Here is a 19,734-nt window from a genome sequence, read left to right as displayed (position 1 = left end):
CCGGTTCCGAGAACCGGCACCGGGCCTCCAGTCCGTCCGGACCCGGCCGCGTCGCCGAGGCGACGCGACCAGGAACGGCCGACGGGTCGGGCTCAGCCCTCGATGCGGTAGCCGAGGCCGCGGACGGTGACGAGGATCTCGGGTGTGCTCGGCACGCGCTCGATCTTCGAGCGGATCCGCTTGATGTGCACGTCGAGCGTCTTGGTGTCCCCGAAGTAGTCGGACCCCCACACCCGGTCGATGAGCTGCCCGCGGGTGAGCACACGGCCGGCGTTCCGCAGCAGCAGCTCGAGCAGCTCGAACTCCTTGAGCGGCATCGGCGTCTCGGACCCGTCCACCGACACCGTGTGCCGCTCGACGTCCATCCGGATCCCGCCGACCTGCAGGATCCCGCTGTCGCCCGGGTCGTCCTCGGTCCGACGCCGCAGCACCGCCCGGAGCCGGGCGAGCAGCTCCCGCGTCGAGTACGGCTTCGTCACGTAGTCGTCCGCGCCGAGCTCGAGCCCGACGACGATGTCCACCTCGGAGTCCTTCGCGGTGAGCATGATGATCGGCACGTTCGACCGCGTGCGGATCTGCCGGCAGACCTCGGTGCCGCTGAGGCCCGGGAGCATGAGGTCGAGCAGCACGAGGTCCGGGTTCTCCGCGTCGAACTTCGACAGCGCGGTCACGCCGTCCGCCGCGACGGCGGTCTCGTAGCCCTCCCGCTGCAGGAGGAACTCCAGGGGCTCGCTCAGGGCCGGCTCGTCGTCGACGATGAGGATCTTGGTCACGATGGCTGCTCTTCCAGTTGCTCTTCGAGGGCGGTGGTGAGGTCGGGATCCGCCTCGGGGAGACGGATCGTGAAGGTCGAGCCCTTGCCGGGCTGCGACCAGACGCGCACGTCGCCGCCGTGGTTGCCGACGACGTGCTTGACGATGGCGAGGCCGAGCCCGGTGCCGCCGGTCGCCCGGGAGCGCGCCGGATCGACGCGGTAGAACCGCTCGAACACGCGGTCGAGGTCGGCCTCGGGGATGCCGACGCCCTGGTCGGTCACGGCGATCTCGACGAAGCCCTTCGCCGACCGGACGCCCACGCCGACGCGGGTGTGGTCCGGCGAGTACTTCACGGCGTTGGCGATGAGGTTCGACACCGCGACCTGCAGCAGCCCCGGGTCCCCCATCACGCGGAGCTTCGTGCGCTTCGCACGGACCAGGTCGATGTCCCGGGCGCGCGCGACGACCTCGTTCGCGTCGACGGCGGCCTGCACGATCTTGTCGATCGAGGTCTCCTCGCTGTTCTCCAGCGTGTCCACGGACTGCAGGCGCGAGAGCTCGATGATGTCCTTCGTGAGGGCACCGAGCCGCTCGGACTCGGTCATCAGCTGCCCGGCGAACTTCTTCACGTGCTCGGGGTCGTCCGCGGCGACGACCAGGGTCTCGGCGAGCAGGCCGATCGCGCCGATCGGGGTCTTCAGCTCGTGCGAGATGTTCGCGACGAAGTCCCGTCGGACCTCGTCGATGCGGCGGCTCTCGGTGAGGTCGTCGGCCGTGACGAGGACGTACCGGTTGCCGAGCTGCGCCGCCCGGAAGCTCAGGTAGCCGATGAGCTCGCCGCTCCGGCCGCGGGGCAGCTCGAGGTCCTCCGACCCCATCTCGCCGCTCCGACGCACCCGGTCCACCAGCTCGACGAGCTCCCGGTGCGCGAGCTTCCGCCGCACCACCAGCCCGACCGTGAGCGCCTGCGGCGAGGCCGCGACGACGGTGTTCGACGGGTCGACCACGACCGCCGGGTTGTGCATCGTCGCGATCACCGCGGCGACGCCGTCCGGCAGGGTCCGCTCCGCGACGTCGGCGGCACGGGCGGTGCGTTCCGCCGTGATGACGAGCACCACGACCCCCGCGCCGAACACCCCACCGAGGAGCATCGAGAGTGGCACGAGCCACACGTTGTCCATGCCGCCAGTGTAGGGACGGACACGTCCGGTTCCGACGCCGTTCACCCCCGGCGACGGTGTTTCCGGGTCCGCTGCGCGAGGTGTTCAGCCGCAGGTCACCGTTCGTTCACCTGCCCTGACGACACTCGACCGGTACGCATCAGAGAGGCACATCCCCCATGCGCGAAGTCTTCCAGCAGGAGCTCCAGGACGTCCAAGAGCGTCTGACCGAGATCGCCGGGCTCGTCGAGTCCGCGATCACCCGCGCGACGCAGGCGTTCAGCGACTCCGACGTCGCCCTCGCGGAGGAGGTGATCGCCGACGACGCCAAGATCGACGCCGCCGCGAACGCCCTCGACGAGGTCGCCATCGACATCCTCGCCCGCCAGGCCCCCGTCGCCCGCGACCTGCGCGTCGTCGTGACCGCGCTGCGCGTCAGCTCGTCGCTCGAGCGCATGGGCGACATGGCCGAGCACATCGCCCAGCTCGCCCGCCAGCGCTTCCCGGAGAAGGTCGTGCCGAAGGGCCTGCGCCCCACCTTCAAGAAGATGGGCGCGCACGACGTCGCGATGGCGCAGAAGCTCACCCGCCTGCTCGCCACCGAGGACATCGCGCTCTCCGCCGAGATCCGCGACGAGGACGACCAGGTCGACGAGCTGCACGCCAGCGTCTTCGACTTCGTGCTCGGCGAGACCTGGAAGGGCAACCCGATCGACACGGTGGACGCCACGCTCGCCTCGCGCTACCACGAGCGCTTCGCGGACCACGCGGTGTCGATCGCGAAGAAGGTGGAGTACCTGGCGACGGGCGACTGGGCCGGCGCCGCGTCGGTGACGGCCTCCCCCGCCTGACCCACCGCTCCCGTCGCGTCGCATCCGCAAGACGCAACGTCGGCGGTTCCTCGCAGCGCCATACCGCTGCGAGGAACCGCCCCTGTTGCGTTTTGCGCTCTGCGCAGGGGGACGGGAGGATCGTGGCATGGCTCAGGTCGCGATCGTCGTCAACGGGATGCCCGGTTCGGGCAAGAGCACGGTGGGGGCGGCCCTCGCCGAGGTGCTCGGCTGTCCCTTCCTGTCGAAGGACCGGATCAAGGAGCCGCTCGCGGACATCGTCGGCCCGATGATCGCCTCGCGTCCGCTCGGCGGGATCGCGATGGACACGATGTGGTCCATGGCGCGGGCCGTCGAGAACGGGGTCGTCCTCGACGCCGTCTGGCTGCCGTCGCGTGACCGGGACCGCCTGGAGGCGGGACTCGCCGCCGCCGCGTCACCGCGCGCCGTCGAGGTGTGGTGCGACGTCGACCGGGCCACCGCCGAGGTCCGGCTGCGCGACCGGTACGACCCGGGAACCCTGCCGGTGCGCCACGAGGTGCACGGCGACCTCGCCGACGTCCTGGCGTTCTGGGACGAGCACGGCGACGCCGGTCCGGTCGCGCTGCCCGGGGTGCCCGTCGTCCGGGTGGACACCGCGCACCCGTACGACGTCGGGGCACTCGTGCAGGAGATCGCGTCGCACTTCGTCTGACCCGCTCGGTCCGTCGCGGACGACGAACGCCCCGCCGGTGACCGGCGGGGCGTCCTGCGTGCGGCTGTCTACTTCTTGGCGCCCTGGGCGGCGACCGCGGCGGCGCCGGCTGCGGCGGCCTCGGGGTCCAGGTAGTACGAGGGCTTCGTCGGACGGAAGTCGTCGTCGAGCTCGTACACGAGCGGGATGCCCGTCGGGATGTTCAGGCCGGCGATGTCGTCGTCGGAGATGCCGTCGAGGTGCTTCACGAGCGCCCGCAGCGAGTTGCCGTGGGCCGTGACGAGGACGGTCTTGCCCGCGCCGAGGTCCTTCGTGATGTCGGACTCCCAGTACGGCAGCAGGCGGTCGATCACGAGCTTGAGCGACTCGGTCCGGGGCAGCTGGTCGCCGAGGTCGGCGTAGCGGCGGTCGCCGGCCTGCGACCACTCGGCGTCGTCGGCGATCGGGGGCGGCGGCACGTCGAACGAGCGGCGCCACTCCATGAACTGCTGCTCGCCGTACTGCTCGAGCGTCTGCGCCTTGTCCTTGCCCTGCAGGTCGCCGTAGTGCCGCTCGTTGAGGCGCCAGTCGCGCTTGACCGGCAGCCACGCGAGGTCGGCCTCGAGCAGGGCGATGTCGGCGGTCTGGATCGCACGGGTCAGGAGCGATGTGTACAGGACGTCCGGCACGATGCCGGACCCGGCGATGAGCTCGCCGGCGCGCTTCGCCTCCTTCTCGCCCAGCTCGCTGAGCCGGACGTCGACCCAACCGGTGAACAGGTTCTTCTGGTTCCAGTCACTGTTGCCGTGACGGAGCAGGACGAGCGTGGAGGTCATGCGCCCGAGTCTACCGAGCGGCGTCGGCCCCGTAGCCTGGTCCCATGCCCATCGGGAACGTCACGCGCGGCACCACCGGGCACAACCGGCTCCGCCGGGTCGACCGGTGGATCGCGTCGCTCCCGGTGCTGCGGCGGACGGACGACCCGCTCGTGGCCGACGTCGGGTACGGCGCCCGGCCGACCACGACGCTCGAGCTCCGCGACCGACTGGCCCGGGTCCGTCCGGACGTCGAGGTCACCGGCATCGAGATCGAGCCCGCACGCGTGGCCCTGGCGAACGCCGGCACCCGCGACGGGGTGACCTTCCGGCTCGGCGGGTTCGAGACCCCGACGCCGGGAGACCGCCGTCCGGCAGTGATCCGCGCGTTCAACGTCCTGCGGCAGTACGACGAGTCGGCGGTCGTGGACTCGTGGCGGATCATGCAGGACCGCCTGCAGCCGGGCGGGGCGCTCGTCGAGGGCACGTGCAACGAGGTCGGGCGGGTCGCGTCGTGGGTCACCCTCGACGAGCACGCGCCGCACACCTTCACGGTGTCGTTGCGCCTCGCCGGCCTCGAGGTGCCGAGCATCGTCGCCGAACGGCTGCCGAAGGCACTCATCCACCGGAACGTCCCCGGGGAGCGGGTGCACGCGTTCCTGCTCGACCTCGACCGCGCGTGGGCGGTGGCCGCGCCGCTCGGCACGTACGGTCCCCGCCAGCGGTGGATCGCCACGGTGCAGGGCGTGCGTGACCGGGGCTGGCCGGTGCTGCACGGGGTGACCCGTTGGCGCCTCGGCGAGCTCAGCGTCCCCTGGTCGGCCGTCGCCCCCGCCTGAGCCCGAGCCGCAGGCCGCCGCTGCTCAGCCGCGCCGGACGGCTCCGAGCCTGGGCAGGCGCGGCACGTTGGCCGTCGCGCCGGCCTCCGGCGGGACGATGATCTCCTGCGCGGCCGTCACGACCACGTCGTCGACCGTGAGCTCGAGCGTCGCCGTCGGGTCCAGGGAGCGCTTGACGACCGCGAGCCCGATCGGTCCGAGCTCGTGGTGCAGTGCCGCCGCGGTGAGTCGGCCGACGTCCTTCCCGTCGGACACCACGGGGGTGCCGGGCGCGGGGAGCACACCGTCCGACCCGTCGAGGTGCAGCATCACGACGCGGCGCGGCGGGTGCCCGAGGTTGTGGACCTTGGCGACCGTCTCCTGCCCGCGGTAGCAGCCCTTCGACAGGTGCACGGCGGAGCGGAGCCAGTCGAGCTCGTGCGGGATCGTCCGCTCGTCGACGTCGGACAGCGAGGGACGCCAGGCGGCGATGCGCAGGGCCTCGAGCGCGAGGAGCCCCGCGGCGGGGACGTCGGACGCGGCCGTGTCGGCAGCGGCCTCGGGGGTGACCACGTCGATGCGGAGGGTCCAGTCGGAGGCGGGGTGTGCCTCCAGTGCGGCGTAGCCCCACCCACCGGGCGTGACGGACGCCCACGGGTCGACCCACTCGACCACCGGGTCGGCGACCGCCGACCCGGCGAAGCGCCCGAGCGTGACGAGGTCGGCGGAGCGGTCCGCGACCTCGACGCGGAGCATGAACCGCATGCTGTCGAGCCAGGCGGCCAGCGGTGCGGCGTCGGCCGGCTCGGTGAGGAGCCACGTCGTCACGCCGTCGTCGACGACCCGCGCGGCGTGCTCGACTCGACCGGACTGGTCGAGCACGAGCGTCTCGGTGGACGTGCCGGGCGCGAGCCCGGTGATCAGCTGCGACGTGATCGAGTTGAGCCAGGTCAGCCGGTCCGGCCCGGTCACCGTGACGACGCCGAGGCCGAGCTCGACGACGGCACGGCCCGCGGCCAGCGCACGCTGCTCGCCCGTCGGGTTGCCGAAGTGCGCGGCGGGACCGGCGTCGGACGCGACGAAGCCGGGTCGCTCGGCGAAGACGGCCATCAGTCGACCTTCGCGAGCTGCCCCGAGGCGTGCGACGTGAGCTGCTGCCCGAGCGCGGCGATGTCCCAAGCCCAGAACAGCTTGCCCTCGACCAGGCCGTACAGCCGGGTGGCCGCGGAGTAGTCCTTCGCGTTCGGCGAGCGCATCACGGCGTCCGTCGCCAGGTCGATGCGGCCCTTCTTGACGCGTCCGACGTAGAGCTCGTTGACGCCCGTCGGGTGGATGATCGCGGCTTCCACGTCGAAGCCGTCGGTGGTGTTGCGGAGCGTCTCGACGCTCTCCACCGTGCTGAACGGGGTCGGCCCGTCACCCATGAGCATCGCGGGACCGCGGTCGCCGGGTTCGTTCGGCCGATCGATCCGCCAGTAGCCCATCTCCGCGGCGAGCGGCGTGTGCTCGTCGTCGAGCAGCCACGTCGTCGAGGAGTAGTTGAGGTACGGCAGGCCGTCGTGGCTGAAGCTCACGCGCTGGCCGAACTCGTACTTCCGGGGCTCGTCCTCGTCACCCACGGGGTACTCGACGACGCCGGTGCCCTCCCAGACGCCCACGAGCCACGACAGCGGGACGAGTTCGGGCGCCAGGCCCTCCGGCAGTTCGATCAACGCTGACCCTTGAACAGCTTCACGACGACGACGACCGAGATGAACGCGATCGCGAGCGACGCGAGGCCGAGGAGCCCCACGTAGAACAGCTCGAGCGCAAGCAGCGAATCCATGCCGCGAGTCTACGCGGTGGACCTCAGCGCGCCAGGAGCACCACGGCGGTGACGAGCACGACGACGAACGCCCCCGAGGAGGCGATGCTGATCCGCTCGACCAGGCCGTCCTTCGTCGCGGTGATGAGCTGCAGCACGAAGCTGACGAGCACGCACAGCACGAACACGAGGAGCAGCCACGCGAAGGAGTCCTTCTGCGTGAGCGTCAGGACGAGCACGGCGCCGACGACGGCGAGCAGCCAGACGGGCAGCACGGAGGTCAGACGCAGGCGACGCTGGTCGAGGGGCTGGTCCGTCTCGCTCACGCGGACCATCATGGCAGGCGCACGGTGTCCGAGGTCCGGTCGCCGTCCGGCCGGACGGGGGCCGGCTTCGTTGCACGGCGCGGCGTCGCCGTCCGGCCGGACGGGGGCCGGCTTCGCGAGCATCACTAGGATGTGTGCACGACTCCCCCACGCCCTGGAGGTCCTGTGGCCCAGCTCCTGGTACTCACCTCAGCCGCGCCCGGCGACGTCCTGCCGAGTCTCGGTCTCCTGAGCCACCGGATCCGCCACGTGCCCGCCGAGGCGGCGCAGCTGGTCAACGCCCCGCAGAGCGACCTGATGTTCGTGGACGCCCGCACCGACCTGGTCAGCGCGAAGGCCCTGTGCAAGATCCTCGCCACGAGCGGGTCGACGACGCCGATCGTGCTCGTCGTGACCGAGGGCGGCCTGACCGCCGTGAACAACGAGTGGAACGTCGACGACGTCGTGCTCGAGACCGCGGGACCGGCCGAGGTCGACGCCCGCATCCGCCTCACCACGGGGCGCGCCGCCAAGACCCAGACGGGCTCGAAGATCCAGGCCTCCGGCGTCGTCATCGACGAGGCGAGCTACTCCGCCAAGGTCCGGGGCCGGCCGCTCGACCTGACCTTCAAGGAGTTCGAGCTCCTCCGGTTCTTCGCCACGCACCCCTCCCGCGTGTTCACCCGCGAGCAGCTGCTCAGCGAGGTCTGGGGCTACGACTACTTCGGCGGCACCCGCACGGTCGACGTCCACGTCCGCCGACTCCGCGCGAAGCTCGGGGACCTCGAGTCCCTGATCGGCACGGTCCGGAACGTCGGCTACCGCTTCAACGTCTACGACGACGAGGCGGACCGGCTGGCGGGTCAGTAGTGCTCGCGGTCGTCGAGCTCCTGGCCGCGGCGTCCGCCGCCGATGGTGAGGCCCCGCCCTTCTCCGACCAGACGCTGGTCGACGTGCGCGCGGGGCGCGCGCACGTCGTGGGGGACGAGCGCGGGGTCGCCGTGGTCCGTGACGGCGAGCTGGAGCTCGTGGTCGCACGGGAGGCCCGTGGTCGCGGGATCGGGTCGGCCCTGGTCGCGCAGGTGCTCGCGCCCGGTGACGCCGGTGACGCCGGTGCCGCCGGCGAGGCCGGCGGCACGTCCGGGGCCGGTGTCCCGCGGCTCGCGTGGGCGCACGGGGACCACCCCGCTGCCCGGGCACTCGCCCGACGGCACGGGTGGACCGCCGTCCGGACGCTCCTGCAGCTGCGGGCGCCGATCGCCGACGGCCCCGTCGACCCCCGGGTCCCGACGGGCTGGACACTCGAGGCGTTCCGTGCCGGGGACCCCGAGGACGAGTCCGCCTGGCTCGCCCTGAACGCCGCCGCGTTCGCGCACCACCCGGAGCAGTGGCGGATGACGCTCGACGACCTCCGTGCCCGCGAGGCCGAGCCGTGGTTCTCCGGCGACGACCTGCTGCTCCTGCGCGACGACGCCGGCGAGCTCGTCGGGTCGTGCTGGCTCAAGGTCGAGGGCGACCTCGGCGAGTTCTACGCCGTGGCCGTCCGTCCCGACCAGCAGGGTCGCGGGATCGGGGGCGTGCTCATGCGCGCCGGTGCCTCGCACCTGACCGGGCGGGGACTGTCCGCGGCGGCGCTCTACGTCGAGGGCGACAACGAGCCGGCACTCGCGCTCTACCGCCGGTCGGGTTTCGCACAGCACGCGGTCGACGTCCAGTACGCGGCGGGTCCCGGCCGGTAACATGGCGCGGTCGGCGAGGGGTCGACCGGGGCACTCGGGGGGATCGTGGCGGAGCAGGGCCAGGCACAGTACGGCCGCGGAGAGCCGCTCGGCGCCTCGTACCGACTCGTCGACCTGCTCGGCACGGGTGCCACCGGCGAGGTCTGGCGTGCCGAGCACACCGCCTCGGGCGAGCACGTCGCCGCGAAGCTGCTGCGCGCCGAGCTCGCCGCGGACCCGGCGATCGTCGAACGCTTCGTGCGGGAGCGCACCGTGCTGCTCGGGCTGCAGCACGCCTCGATCGTGCGCGTCCGGGACCTCGTGGTCGAGGGCGACCGGCTCGCGATCGTCATGGACCTGGTCGACGGAGGCTCCGCGCGGGACCTGCTCCGGGCGTCCGGCACGCTGCCGCCCCGCGACGCGCTGACCATCACGGCGGAGACGCTCGACGCCCTGGCCGCGGCACACGGGCAGGACGTCACGCACCGGGACGTGAAGCCCGACAACGTGCTCCTCGCGACGGCGTGGACCGCGGGTGCGACGGGCGACGTCCGGGTGTCGGACTTCGGCATCGCCTCGGTCGTGGCGGACCGCGAACGCACGACCACCGGGCTCCTCGGCACGCCACAGTACATGGCACCGGAGTCGATCAGCCAGGGCCGCGCGGGTCCGGCGGCCGACGTGTACGGCGCCGGGGTGATGCTCTACGAGCTCCTCGCCGGCCGCACGCCCTTCGCCGGCCCCGGCACCGACTTCGCCGTCGCCTACCGACACGTCACGTCGGACCCGCCCCGCATCGACGTCCCGGACGCACTCTGGACCGCGCTCACGACGCTGCTGGCGAAGGACCCCGGCGCCCGTCCGGCCGCGGCCGACGCCGCCGCGACCCTCCGCCGGCTCGCGCGTTCGCTGGTGGACGCCCCGGCACTCGCCCCGGCGGCCGACCCGGAGTCCTTCGCCGAGGTCGAGCGGCCGGCGACCGTCGTCCGTGGTGTCCGGCCGGACACGGCGGCAGTCGAGGCCTCAGCGGTCGAGGACGTCTCCCCCGCGCCGGAGCTCGGCCCGGCCGGCTCCCAGACCGTCATCCGCCCGCTCGCCCGGCAGCCGTTGCCCGTCGTCCGCGAACCCGAGGCACCGCCGCGGAGCCGCTGGCAGCGCCCGGACTGGCTGACGAACCGGATGGCGGCGCTCGGTGCCCTCGGTGTGGTCCTCGTCGCCGCGCTCGTCGTGGGCGGGGTCGTGTGGCTCCCCGGGGCGCTGGCCGGTCGGGGCTCGTCGACGCCCGCCGCCACCGCGCAGGCGGGCAGCGCGTACCAGCAGGACCGGCCGCTGCCGACCGGGCTGACCACGACCCGCAAGGCGACGATCGACCCGGAGCGCGGCACGGTCACCTTGTCGATCACCTACGCCGCGCAGTCCGTGGCGCTCCGCGGGCCCCTGCTCGAGGTGGTGCCCGGCGCCACCGCGAAGGCATCGTGCCCCGCGGTGACGTGGACCGGCGAGGGCGTCTCCGCGGCGCGCAACCAGCCGTCGCTGACCGGCGTCGGCACCGCGTGCTCGTGGGCGCTCGACGACGTCGAGGTCCCCGCCGGCCAGGACCTCACCGTGCAGGCGAGCGTCCGGCTCGCCGGCGTCCGCGACCAGGCGGCGCTGCAGGAGTGGCTCGACGCCGCCGGCAGTGCGACCACGGCCGCGGTGACCGACCGCGGGGTCACGGGGACCGCGTACCCGGTGCAGCGGCTGCAGGGCGTCGAGGTCCGCACGCCCGACCGCACGGTCAGCCAGACCACGCTCCCGGTGACGCTGGTGCCGGTGTGGCCGAGCGGCGCCGACGACCTCAACCCGCTCTACCGCAGTCCGGCGACCGGGAGCCCGTCGCAGATGCTGACCGACGTCGCCGGCGGCGAGTCGGGTGTGCGGTTCGCCGACGGGTGCTCGGGGGCGCTCGCGGTGTCGTCGGACGGACTGGTCGTGACGGCGCTGTCGGTCGCGCCGTCGTGCACGGTGCGGGCCACGGTGGGGAACTTCACGAACCTCGAGAGCGCGCCGTTCGGGATCACCACGCGGGACTGATCCGTCGCGTTCGATCGCCCGGCGCGCCTGGCCCCTGGGACGGGAGGTGCGTGGCGGGCTGGCGCCGCGCCTCCCGTCCGGCGGTGGCTCCCCGGTACTGGAGGCGCGCGGCGGGCCCGCACCGTGCCTCCCGTCCGGCGGTGGGCCGGGTCGGTCAGGCGCCGGAGGACGCGGTCTGCACGAGGCGGACCGACCCGCCCGACGCGGCGTAGCCGCGACCGGCGCTGAGCGCGACGGGTGCGCGCCGGGGCAGGGTGATGCCGAGGAGCTCGCCGTCGTAGTCGACGTCGGGCTGCAGCAGGACCCCGCAGCGGCTCTTGCGGACCTGTCGTGTCCAGTGGCTGTAGAGCGAGCGGAGGTCCACGGAGCGGCCGGCCGCGACGACGCAGAGGCCCGGTCGTTCCGACGTCAGCAGCGTCGCGATGCCCTGGTCCGCGTCCTCGAACCGTTCGGCGTCGTCGACGAGCAGCAGGACCGGCCCACGTTCGAGGCGGACTCCGGCGAGGAGTGCGGGGACCTCGTCCGCACCGACCGCGACGCGGTCGAGCGGTGCTTCGGCGAGGGGCGACCGTCGGTCGCAGATCCCCCACACGGCGGGACGGACGCCCTCGGCAGAGCGGGCGAGGTCGGCGAGGGCGAGGAGCACCGTCGATTTGCCCGACCGCGCGGGGCCGGCGACGAGGACGTGCTCGCCGTCGTAGACCTCGAGGACGGCGGTGCCGAGGTCGTCCTCGGCGATGCCGATGGGGAGGCGCCAGGGCTCGGCGTCGAACCGGGCCGGTTCGGCGAGGTCACCCACACGGACGGCGTCCGGCAGTCGTCCGACGGCGCTGGTCTTGGTGGGCGCCTCCGGCCACGCGGCGGCGACGTCGGCGACGGCCCGGTCGAGCGGCACGGTCGGCGTCGCGACGTGGCTCTGCAGGCGCATCGTCGAGTCGATGAAGCGACCGGGCACGGGCGGCGGGACGTCCTTCGGGCGGACGCCGATCGAGGAGTAGTCGTACGGGTCCGCGAGGCGGAACAGCCACTTCTGGGTGGTGACCTCGTCCATCGCCGACGGCACCGCCTTGGCGCGGGTCGTCGACACGGCGAACGAGATGCCGAGCGCGGGGCCTTCGGCGTAGACGCGGTGCAGTGCGTCGAGGAGCAGCTGCCCCTCGAAGTCCTGGTACTCGTCGCGGAGGGCGGCGAGGCCGTCGATGAGCACGACCGCTCGCCGACCACCCGGGGCGGCCCGTCGGCGTTCGAGGTCCGCGCGGAGGTGACGGAGGAACCGCGCCTGCAGCTCCCCGGCGCCCGGACCGGAGCCGACGTACGCGGTGGTGTGCGGCAGCCGCGCGAGGGGCGCGAGGTCGCCGGCGCCCATGTCGAGGACGAGGAGGTCGAGGTCGGCGGGGTCGTGGGTGGCGGCGAGGCGCAGGGCAAGGCTCGCGAGGGCCGTGCTCGTGCCGCTGCCGGGGATGCCCATGAGCATGAGGTTGCCCTCGTCGAGGTCCCAGCCGGCGGGGACCTGGCGCTGGTGGTCGGGGTCGTCGGCGAGGGCGATGACGACGTTCCTGTCAGGCGGGGTGGTCGCGGTGCTGACGGGCAGCGTGTCGAGGTCGACGCGGTCGCCCAGTGCCTCCGGCCAGATCGGGCGGGGCGGCGCGTACCCGGCGGCGTCGTTCGCCCGCCGGATCGCGTCGATGAGGACGTCGAGGTCGGTCTCGTCCGACGCACTCGGCGCCGGCGTGGGCATCGGCGCCGGGACGCCGAACACGTCGGTCGGGCGCGCGGTCACCGGCTGGTCCTCGCGCTGGTCGCGGGCGCGGCCGGTCACCAGGGCCGTCTGCACCGGCGTGATGTCGTCCTGCCCGAGCTTCACGAAGGCGCGACCGGTCTGCTGGCGACCGATCGCCGATGCGGCCGGGACGCCGATCACGTTCGTCGAGTCCTCGCGGCTCTGGACGCGCAGGGCGACGCGGAGGTTCGTGTTCGCCAGGATGTCCTCGCTCACGACACCGGCGGGACGCTGCGTCGCGAGCACCATGTGCACACCGAGCGTGCGGCCGACCGCGGCGATCGCGACGAGGGACGTGAGGACGTCCGGGAACTCCTTCGCGAGCATGGCGAACTCGTCGACCACGAAGAGCAGCCGCGGCATCGGCTCGGTCGGACCCGTAGCGAGGTAGGCGTCGAGGTTGTCGATGTCGGCCCCCGCGGTCGCGAAGACCCGCTGGCGTCGTTCGAGCTCGGCCTCGAGCGCACGGATGGCACGGTCGGCGAGCTGCTCGTCGAGGTTGCTGATGGTGCCGATCGTGTGCGGGAGCCGTTCGCACGCGGCGAAGGCGGCGCCGCCCTTGAAGTCGACGAGCAGGAAGTTCAGGCGGGTCGGGTCGTTCCGGGCGGCGAGCCCGGCGACGAACGACCGGAGGAACTCGCTCTTGCCCGAGCCCGTCGTCCCGCCGACCAGGCCGTGCGGGCCGTCGCGGACGAGGTCGATCTCGAGCACGCCACCCTCGGACGAGCCGATCGGGGTCGAGACGCCCGTCCGCGCGTCCCACGCCGCGCGGATCGCCTCGGGGCTCGACGGGTCGAGCGCGGTGTCGCCGGCCCCGCGGCGCTGGGTCACGGCGAGGAGCTCGGGCAGGCGGACGAGCGCGGGCAACGAGGCGCCGGGCACGGTGAGCTCGGGGTCGTCGAAGTGCGCCACGGCTCGGGCGGTCCGTTCGGCGGTCTCCGTCGACAGCCCCGCGAGCACGACGTCCTCGACGCGGGTGCGGTCCTCCGGCCGGTACACGGTCGCGGCTGCGTCCGCCGCGACCGTGATGATCGTGGTGCACGCGGCGGGGAGCTGCTGCTCGTTCGTCGCGATGACGATGCCGCTGACGCGCTGCCGACGCTCCCCCGGACGCAGCGACACCCCTGGGACCGTCCGTCCCTGGCCGAGCAGGTTGCGCGCCGGGGCGTCACGGCCCTCGGTCAGGACCTCGGAGTCGACGACGACGAGCAGGTTCGGCGTGGGCAGCTCGTCGAGCGACTCGCGCAGGCCGCGGAGGACCGCGGCGCTCTGGTCGCGCTGCGCCGACATCCAGCGCGCCCCGGTGCTGCTGCCCGCCACACGGGTGTGCGGCAGCCAGGAGGCCCAGGACCAGTCCGTCTCGCGGCCGCGGTCGCAGAAGACGCCGACGGTCAGGTCCGCGGGCCCGCAGTGCACGGTCGCCTGAGTGAGCAGGCTGCGCGCGAGGGCGAGGGCGCCGTCACGGTCGCCGACGATCCCGACGACCCCGGCGTCCGACAGGTCGGTCACCACGGGCGCCGCGGTGAGCCGGCTGTCCGCGATCGCGGCCTTGGCCTCGTCCTCGAGCTTCGTGGTCGCGGCGCGCTGGTCGACCTCGGGTCGCCACGGCGCGTCACCCGTGCCGGCGTGCAGGCTGAGGAAGTCGTCGTCGTCCGAGCGGCGCTGCCAGAGCGCGGTCGTCGGCAGCGCGGCACGGCGGACGACGGTGGCCGGATCGGGGACGAGCTCCTGCCGGCGCGCGGCCTCGACCGCCGCCCCGGCCGTGATCTCGCCGCGGAACGTCTCGACCGCCGCGGCGAAGCGCGTCTCCTCTTCCTTGAGGTTCTTGGCACGGCGGTGCTTCTGCTCGAACCACATGCCGATCGCCGTCACGGGGCTGAGCAGGGCGAACAGGGCGAAGCGCGCGTCCCCGAGGAGCAGGACCATCGCGCCCGCGAGGACGAGCGGTGCCGCCACCGTGATCCAGCTGAACTTCGACGCGGGAGCGACGTCCTTCCGCGTCGGCGGGACGACCGTCTCGGCGTCACCGACCCGACCGGGCCGCGGCGGACGGTTGAACGGTGCCGTCGCGGCCGGGGTGAGGTTCGGCAGCGATCCAGCCGGCGGCACGGTGGTCTCCAGCAGCTCCGGGCGGACCAGCAGTACGGCGCCGCCAACGATGACGCTCGTGGTACCGGTGAGCACGACGCCCTCGTCGTCGATCCGTTCGCCGGCGATGACCGTCCCGTTCGTCGAGCCGGCGTCGCGCACCCGGACCCCGTCGCCCTCGCGCTCGACGGTGCAGTGCTCCCACGATGCGCTCTCGGTCGGCAGGACCACGTCGGCCTGCGGCGCTCGTCCCACCACGAGCTTCCGGTTCCGCGGCACGGCGAGGACCAGGCCGGCGTCGAGCCCTCCGGCGAGGGTCACGCTCCAGCCGTCGATCGTGCGCGGGCGTTCCTGCGCCGTGCGGGCGATCCGGGAGCCCTCGAGCAGGACGAGGTCACGGAGCGGGGTGTCCGAGCTGGTGTGGTGGCCGTCGACGGCGAGCGGGGTACCAGGGTCGAGGACGGTGCCGGTGGTCGCGGCGACGAGCGCGCCGAGGGTGGCCACCCCCGTCCATCCGTCGACCTCGACGGTCTCGCGTCGGTCGTCGAGCTCGATGAGCACCCGCATGCCGTGCCTCTCCGTTCGTGTCGTCGGTCAGCGCTTCGTGTGGTTCGTCAGCGGTCCGTGCGGTCGGTCAGCGCTTCGCGGTGGTGGTCAGCGCTTCGCGGTGGCGGTCAGCGCTCCGTGTCGTCGGCGAACCAGACGAGGGACGGCGATCCGCTGGCGTCCGCGGAGTCGTCCGAGGCCGCCGGTCGGAGGCCGAGGTCCTGCGCGGACGACGCGAGCACCGAGGCCGGGCTGCGCATCGCCTCGTGCGTGCGGAACACCAGATCGGGTCCGGCGAGCCCGTCACTGCCGGAGAGGTCGAGGGTCGCGAGCGCGTCGGCGACCGCGGACGGCTCGTCGCTCCGGGCCGTCCCGACCGCGCGGACCAGGGCGATGACGGCGTCGTGGCTCCGGGCGTCCGCGACGGGAGCGACGGACGAGAACGGCCGGTCGCCGGTGAGGTTCTTCGCGTCGGCGTCGTCCGCGAGGACCCGGAGACCGCCGAGGAAGGCGGACATCGACCGACCGGTGGCGTCCGGGTGGAGGGCACGGGCGTCGTCCGTCTCGACCCCGACCGTCCGGAAGCCGCCGCTCAGGCTGCCGCCGGCCTGGGTCAGCGCGGCCGCGAAGGTCGGGCTCGTGGCGTCCGCGGTGAGGATGATCGGGGCGGTGACGTCCGCGGACTGGAGCGCCGCGACGAGGGCACCCTGTCGTGCCGCAGGGCCGCTGAGCACGACGGCGTCGGAGTCCGCGGCGACCGGGGCGTCGGCGCCGGAACCGGTCGTGGTGTCGGCGGTCTGCGCGGCGACACCCGTGCGCTCGGCGATCGTGGTCGCGAGCGCGGCCGTGTCGGCGTCGCGGACCGCATCGACGACGTGCGCGACCTGCAGGCCGGAGGGTGCTCCGCCCCCGAGGTCGACCAGCAGCGGGGACTTCGCGGAGCCGAGTGCCGAGCGCATCGCGGACGCCGTGGAGTCCGTCGAGGGCGCCGTCGACCAGGCGTCGTCCGAGCCGGTCGCGTACGGGGCGACGACCGGGATCCCGGCCGACGACGCAGCCGCGAACGCGCCGTCCACGTGGCGACCGGACGACGCGACGACGATGCCCGCGACGCCCTGCTTCGCGAGCGTCTCGACCGCGGCACGTGCGCCGTCGGTCGAACCGGCGTCGTCCTGCGCCACGAGCTGGACCGTCGTGCCACCGAGCTGCAGCCGTCGCTGGGCGACGAGGGCACCCTGCGCGGCATCGGCCCACTCGGAGCCCTCGCCGTCGCCGAGGGTCACGACGACGCCGATCTTCGTGCCGTCGGGGACGTGGGCGACCCGGACCGGTACGGGCGCGGTGGCAGCGACGGCCTCGGCCGGGGTCTCAGCGGCGGAGCGCACGGCGACGACGGCGATCACCACGGCGGCGACGACGAGGACCGCGAGCACGACGAGGAGGATCGTGCGCCGACGGCGTCGCGTCGTCCGGTCGTTCACCGGCTGTTCGGCGCCGGACTGCTCGGCGCCGGACGGTTCGGCAGACTGCAGTTCCGGTGCTGGCTGCTGTCCCGGTGCCGGTTGCTCGGTCGTGCGGCTCATCGGTCGGCTCCGATCCGGAAGGCGTAGAGCGTCGTGGCGGTCGCGCCCGACGGCACGTCGAGCCGGAACGCCGGGAGCTTGGCGGCCGCGTCGAGCGACGACCGGAACTGCTGCTGCTGGAGCAGGATGCCGGCGACGTCCTCGGCGCGGACGTTCGCGTAGCCGGCCGCGTTCTGCGACGCCAGGGCGAGCTGGTAGTCGGCGGAGTCGGACTTCGCGGCGCTCGTCGCCATGGCGCCGAGGATGCCGGAACCGTTGACCTTGCGGTCGCCGAGGTCGAGCATCACGCGGTTGAGGTCGCCGGTGAGCAGGGTGCTGGCGCCCTGGACGTCCCGGACCGAGGCACTCGTGCTCGCGTCGATGCGTTGGAGGCTCGCGGCCGTCTGGCTGTCCACCGCGGACGCCAGGCTGCTGCTCTGCTGTTCGAGTGCACCCTTCTGCTCGTCGATGGTGCCCTTCGAGTCGCTCGTGACCTCGCTCGAGGTCGTGCGGAGTCCGGCGATCGACTGGTCGAACGCCTGCTCGACGGCCTGCTGGCTCTTCCCGGCGGTGCCGCTGACGTTCCGGACCTGCTCGTCGATGAGGTCCTTGACCTGCTTGCCGGAGTCGTCGGACGCCTTCTTGAACGCCTTTCGGACGGCGTCCTGGAGGTCGCTCTGCTGGTCGCTCACCTGCTTGAGCTGGTCGTTCACGACCGCACCCGACCCGGCGGCGCTCCGCACCAGGCCCTGCAGCTCACGGACCGATCCCTCGACGGAACCACCGTCCTGCGCGACCGCCGTGCGGACCTTCTGCACACCCGGCGCGATCGCATCGACGGCCGTCGCCAGCGAGGTCACCGCGGCACCGAGGCCGGTCGTGGCCCGGGGGTCGGTCTCGGCGACGATCGCGTCCCAGGCCTCGGACTGGGCGGTGAGCCGCTCGTCCATCGGCGTCGAGAACGGGAAGCCAGGGCGGAGCGTCGTCCCGTCGGGCGCTCCGTCGCACGGCGTGGCCGTCAGGTACCCGCGCAGCGCGTCCGCGTCGGTCTGGTCGAGGTCCTTCAGGGCGACGAGCTGGCAGATCCGGTCGGCGAGCGCGCTGTTCTGCGCCTGCATCGACCCGCTCGGGAAGCCGTCCGTGGCGTCTCCGACGGCGCTGCGCGCGGCACGGGCACGGCCGTTGATGCTCGCCACCGACTCCTGGACGGGGCGCACGGCCTGGTCGCTCGTCGCCACGAGCGCATCGAGCTCGTCGAGTGCCTGCCCGACGGCTCCGGTCTCGTCGCTCCCGAGTGCCTTCAGCTTGTCGGAGATGGTCTCTAGCTGGTCGTTCAACGCCGTCGACTGCTCGATCGCCTTGTCGGACAGGTCGGGATCCAGCCGCGCCGCCAGCTCCTGCCCCTTGCTGACCAACCCGATCAGCGAGCTGTTGACCGCAGCCGAGGACTCCCAGAGCGCACAGGTCAACGAACCACGATCCTCCTGGCTGGCGCAGCTCATCGCATCCGGCGCGGCCGGTCCGACGGACGCCGCCAACTGCGTGCTCACCTGCTGCTTGCAGAGCTCGCTCGCCTGCGCGTAGCCCTCGAGCTGGGAGGAGACGCGCAACAGGTTGCCGTAGACGCTGCCACCCACGGCGTCGGTCTTCGGCGCTGCGGCGCAGCCCTGGCCGTCGAGCACCGGTGCGGGCGCCGTCCCGGAGGTGTCGCCGAGCAGCGCATCGAGGCTGCTCGTCGTCTGCTGGAGTTGCTGCAGGACGGTCGACTGCGTCGTCTGCACCGTCGCGCCCAGGTCCCCGTTGAGCGAGCCGAGCTCGCCCGCGAGCGACTGCATCGTGCTCGCGAGGGACGCGCTGCTCTCCTGCAGCCGTTCCGCGGTGCGCACACCGAGCGTCTGGGAGGTGGACTCGAGGTTCGTCCGCACCTCGGTGATGGTCCCGCCGGCTCGGGCCAGGACCTCGTTCACCTGGGCGATGAGGTCGATGGTCCGGCGCTGCAGCGCGAGTTCCGAGTCCGTCTGGGAGCCGAACGCCCCGTTCAGCACGCCCTCGGTCGACAGGTCGGTGGTCAGTCCGGGCTGGGCCGCGACGTCGAACGCGGGGGCCGAGAAGTCCTTGACGTCAGCGACGAGGTGGAGCGTGCTGCTCGCACCCGAGGTCGGCGGCGCGAGGAGCCGCCCCCACTGCACGACGGCGTCACCGTCGGCGTTCGTGCTGACCACGCCGTCGGTCGCGGCACCGCCGTCGACCCCCTGGGTCACGATGCGGTCCGGCGCGACACCCGGCAGGACGGTCGACGCAGCCACGGAGAACGGCGCCCCGACCAGGGCGGGGGTCGTGCGGGACGACCCCGCGACGTCGTAGGTCAGGTTCTTCGACCGGACCGTGAGGTTCTCGATCGTGAGGTCGACCTCGACCCGGCCGGAGTAGCCGTCGAGGTCCGACAGGTCGGTCCCGGAGCGCTTGGTCGTCGTGTACTGCGTCGTGATGCGGAGGGGCAGGTCGCCCGCCGCCTTGGCGACGTCGTGGTCGGTGGTCGTCGACGAGGACCCGTCCGCTCCGACCGCGATCGTCGTGTCGGAGATGGCGCGGACCGAGCCGTTCGGGGTGAGCGTCGTGTCGACGGTCTGCAGCAGCCGGGATGGATCGTCGACCTGCCGTTGGTCGGCGGTGCACCCGGCCAGCGTCAGCGCGACGACGGCCGACACCGCGACCACCCCGGCCAGCCGAGCACCCGGTCGTGCTCCGGTTCCCCCGGCGCGCGTCAGTTCCACGATCGTCCCCCTCAAGAATCGACAGCGCGTCCG

Annotated in this window: 15 protein-coding genes; 6 read left to right on the top strand and 9 right to left on the bottom strand. The window is 73.2% G+C overall.

Annotated elements, in window-relative coordinates:
* Nucleotides 1–92: 92 nt before the first annotated feature.
* Together DEU32_RS04200 and DEU32_RS04195 are read right to left on the bottom strand one after the other, a co-directional pair.
* Nucleotides 93–773, bottom strand: coding sequence for a response regulator transcription factor (locus DEU32_RS04200; protein ID WP_058741548.1), 681 nt, complete (start codon nucleotides 771–773; stop codon nucleotides 93–95).
* Nucleotides 770–1,936, bottom strand: coding sequence for a cell wall metabolism sensor histidine kinase WalK (locus DEU32_RS04195; protein ID WP_058741549.1), 1,167 nt, complete (start codon nucleotides 1,934–1,936; stop codon nucleotides 770–772). Before DEU32_RS04195 ends, DEU32_RS04200 begins: the two co-directional genes overlap by 4 nt.
* Before the next feature lie 158 nt (nucleotides 1,937–2,094).
* On the opposite strand from DEU32_RS04195, the gene phoU reads away from it, so the two are divergent.
* Together phoU and DEU32_RS04185 are read left to right on the top strand one after the other, a co-directional pair.
* Entirely contained in the window at nucleotides 2,095–2,766 is a 672-nt protein-coding gene (gene phoU, locus DEU32_RS04190; RefSeq protein ID WP_058741550.1) for a phosphate signaling complex protein PhoU, read from the top strand.
* Between the two features lie 127 nt (nucleotides 2,767–2,893).
* Nucleotides 2,894–3,439, top strand: a complete 546-nt coding sequence (locus DEU32_RS04185) for an AAA family ATPase (protein WP_114849456.1) — start codon at nucleotides 2,894–2,896, stop codon at nucleotides 3,437–3,439.
* 68 nt (nucleotides 3,440–3,507) lie between these two features.
* Here the strand turns inward: DEU32_RS04185 and DEU32_RS04180 are convergent, their stop codons facing one another.
* The gene (locus DEU32_RS04180; RefSeq protein ID WP_058741552.1) at nucleotides 3,508–4,254 is read right to left on the bottom strand and encodes a phosphoglyceromutase; all 747 of its coding nucleotides are present in this window, start codon (nucleotides 4,252–4,254) and stop codon (nucleotides 3,508–3,510) included.
* Between the two features lie 44 nt (nucleotides 4,255–4,298).
* Here DEU32_RS04180 and DEU32_RS04175 point away from each other — a divergent pair, with 44 nt between their 5' ends.
* Entirely contained in the window at nucleotides 4,299–5,072 is a 774-nt protein-coding gene (locus DEU32_RS04175) for a class I SAM-dependent methyltransferase (protein ID WP_114849455.1), read from the top strand.
* Nucleotides 5,073–5,096: 24 nt separating this feature from the next.
* Here the strand turns inward: DEU32_RS04175 and DEU32_RS04170 are convergent, their stop codons facing one another.
* The 3 genes from DEU32_RS04170 to DEU32_RS04160 all read right to left on the bottom strand — a co-directional run bounded on the left by DEU32_RS04170 (nucleotide 5,097) and on the right by DEU32_RS04160 (nucleotide 7,181).
* On the bottom strand, nucleotides 5,097–6,161 hold the full coding sequence (locus DEU32_RS04170; protein ID WP_114849454.1) for a folate-binding protein YgfZ: 1,065 nt from the start codon (nucleotides 6,159–6,161) through the stop codon (nucleotides 5,097–5,099).
* Nucleotides 6,161–6,763, bottom strand: coding sequence for an FABP family protein (locus tag DEU32_RS04165; RefSeq protein WP_058741555.1), 603 nt, complete (start codon nucleotides 6,761–6,763; stop codon nucleotides 6,161–6,163). The genes DEU32_RS04170 and DEU32_RS04165 overlap by 1 nt, the downstream gene beginning before the upstream one ends.
* A gap of 136 nt (nucleotides 6,764–6,899) precedes the next feature.
* Complete coding sequence (locus tag DEU32_RS04160; RefSeq protein ID WP_141863002.1) at nucleotides 6,900–7,181, bottom strand: hypothetical protein; 282 nt, start codon at nucleotides 7,179–7,181, stop codon at nucleotides 6,900–6,902.
* A 165-nt stretch (nucleotides 7,182–7,346) separates the two neighbouring features.
* Between DEU32_RS04160 and DEU32_RS04155 the strand changes: the two genes are divergently transcribed.
* The 3 genes from DEU32_RS04155 to DEU32_RS04145 are packed head-to-tail and all read left to right on the top strand — an operon-like array spanning nucleotide 7,347 to nucleotide 10,951.
* Nucleotides 7,347–8,030, top strand: coding sequence for a winged helix-turn-helix domain-containing protein (locus DEU32_RS04155; protein ID WP_058741557.1), 684 nt, complete (start codon nucleotides 7,347–7,349; stop codon nucleotides 8,028–8,030).
* Complete coding sequence (gene mshD / locus DEU32_RS04150) at nucleotides 8,030–8,899, top strand: mycothiol synthase (RefSeq protein WP_114849452.1); 870 nt, start codon at nucleotides 8,030–8,032, stop codon at nucleotides 8,897–8,899. The genes DEU32_RS04155 and mshD overlap by 1 nt, the downstream gene beginning before the upstream one ends.
* Before the next feature lie 45 nt (nucleotides 8,900–8,944).
* Complete coding sequence (locus DEU32_RS04145; protein WP_114849451.1) at nucleotides 8,945–10,951, top strand: serine/threonine-protein kinase; 2,007 nt, start codon at nucleotides 8,945–8,947, stop codon at nucleotides 10,949–10,951.
* A gap of 154 nt (nucleotides 10,952–11,105) precedes the next feature.
* On the opposite strand, the gene DEU32_RS04140 is transcribed toward DEU32_RS04145, so the two are convergent.
* The 3 genes from DEU32_RS04140 to DEU32_RS04130 all read right to left on the bottom strand — a co-directional run bounded on the left by DEU32_RS04140 (nucleotide 11,106) and on the right by DEU32_RS04130 (nucleotide 19,701).
* Nucleotides 11,106–15,386, bottom strand: a complete 4,281-nt coding sequence (locus tag DEU32_RS04140; protein ID WP_114849450.1) for an FtsK/SpoIIIE domain-containing protein — start codon at nucleotides 15,384–15,386, stop codon at nucleotides 11,106–11,108.
* Between the two features lie 107 nt (nucleotides 15,387–15,493).
* Nucleotides 15,494–16,948: a hypothetical protein gene (locus DEU32_RS04135; RefSeq protein WP_114849449.1), complete on the bottom strand. Its 1,455-nt coding sequence runs from the start codon at nucleotides 16,946–16,948 to the stop codon at nucleotides 15,494–15,496.
* Nucleotides 16,945–19,701 (bottom strand): hypothetical protein, encoded by a 2,757-nt coding sequence (locus DEU32_RS04130; protein ID WP_147281406.1) that lies wholly within the window; start codon nucleotides 19,699–19,701, stop codon nucleotides 16,945–16,947. The genes DEU32_RS04135 and DEU32_RS04130 overlap by 4 nt, the downstream gene beginning before the upstream one ends.
* Between the last annotated feature and the right edge of the window lie 33 nt (nucleotides 19,702–19,734).

Origin of the sequence: Curtobacterium sp. AG1037, assembly GCF_003349855.1 — a bacterium.
Lineage (GTDB): Bacteria > Actinomycetota > Actinomycetes > Actinomycetales > Microbacteriaceae > Curtobacterium > Curtobacterium citreum.
This window is presented reverse-complemented; position numbering and strand designations above follow the sequence as displayed.

Excerpts from the sequence above, each read along its gene's own strand:
- DEU32_RS04175 (WP_114849455.1), top strand. The coding sequence starts at position 4,299 with ATGCCCATCGGGAACGTCACGCGCGGCACCACCGGGCACAACCGGCTC.
- DEU32_RS04180 (WP_058741552.1), bottom strand. The coding sequence starts at position 4,254 with ATGACCTCCACGCTCGTCCTGCTCCGTCACGGCAACAGTGACTGGAAC.
- DEU32_RS04195 (WP_058741549.1), bottom strand. The coding sequence starts at position 1,936 with ATGGACAACGTGTGGCTCGTGCCACTCTCGATGCTCCTCGGTGGGGTG.
- DEU32_RS04140 (WP_114849450.1), bottom strand. The coding sequence starts at position 15,386 with ATGCGGGTGCTCATCGAGCTCGACGACCGACGCGAGACCGTCGAGGTC.
- phoU (WP_058741550.1), top strand. The coding sequence starts at position 2,095 with ATGCGCGAAGTCTTCCAGCAGGAGCTCCAGGACGTCCAAGAGCGTCTG.
- DEU32_RS04170 (WP_114849454.1), bottom strand. The coding sequence starts at position 6,161 with ATGGCCGTCTTCGCCGAGCGACCCGGCTTCGTCGCGTCCGACGCCGGT.
- DEU32_RS04185 (WP_114849456.1), top strand. The coding sequence starts at position 2,894 with ATGGCTCAGGTCGCGATCGTCGTCAACGGGATGCCCGGTTCGGGCAAG.
- DEU32_RS04135 (WP_114849449.1), bottom strand. The coding sequence starts at position 16,948 with ATGAGCCGCACGACCGAGCAACCGGCACCGGGACAGCAGCCAGCACCG.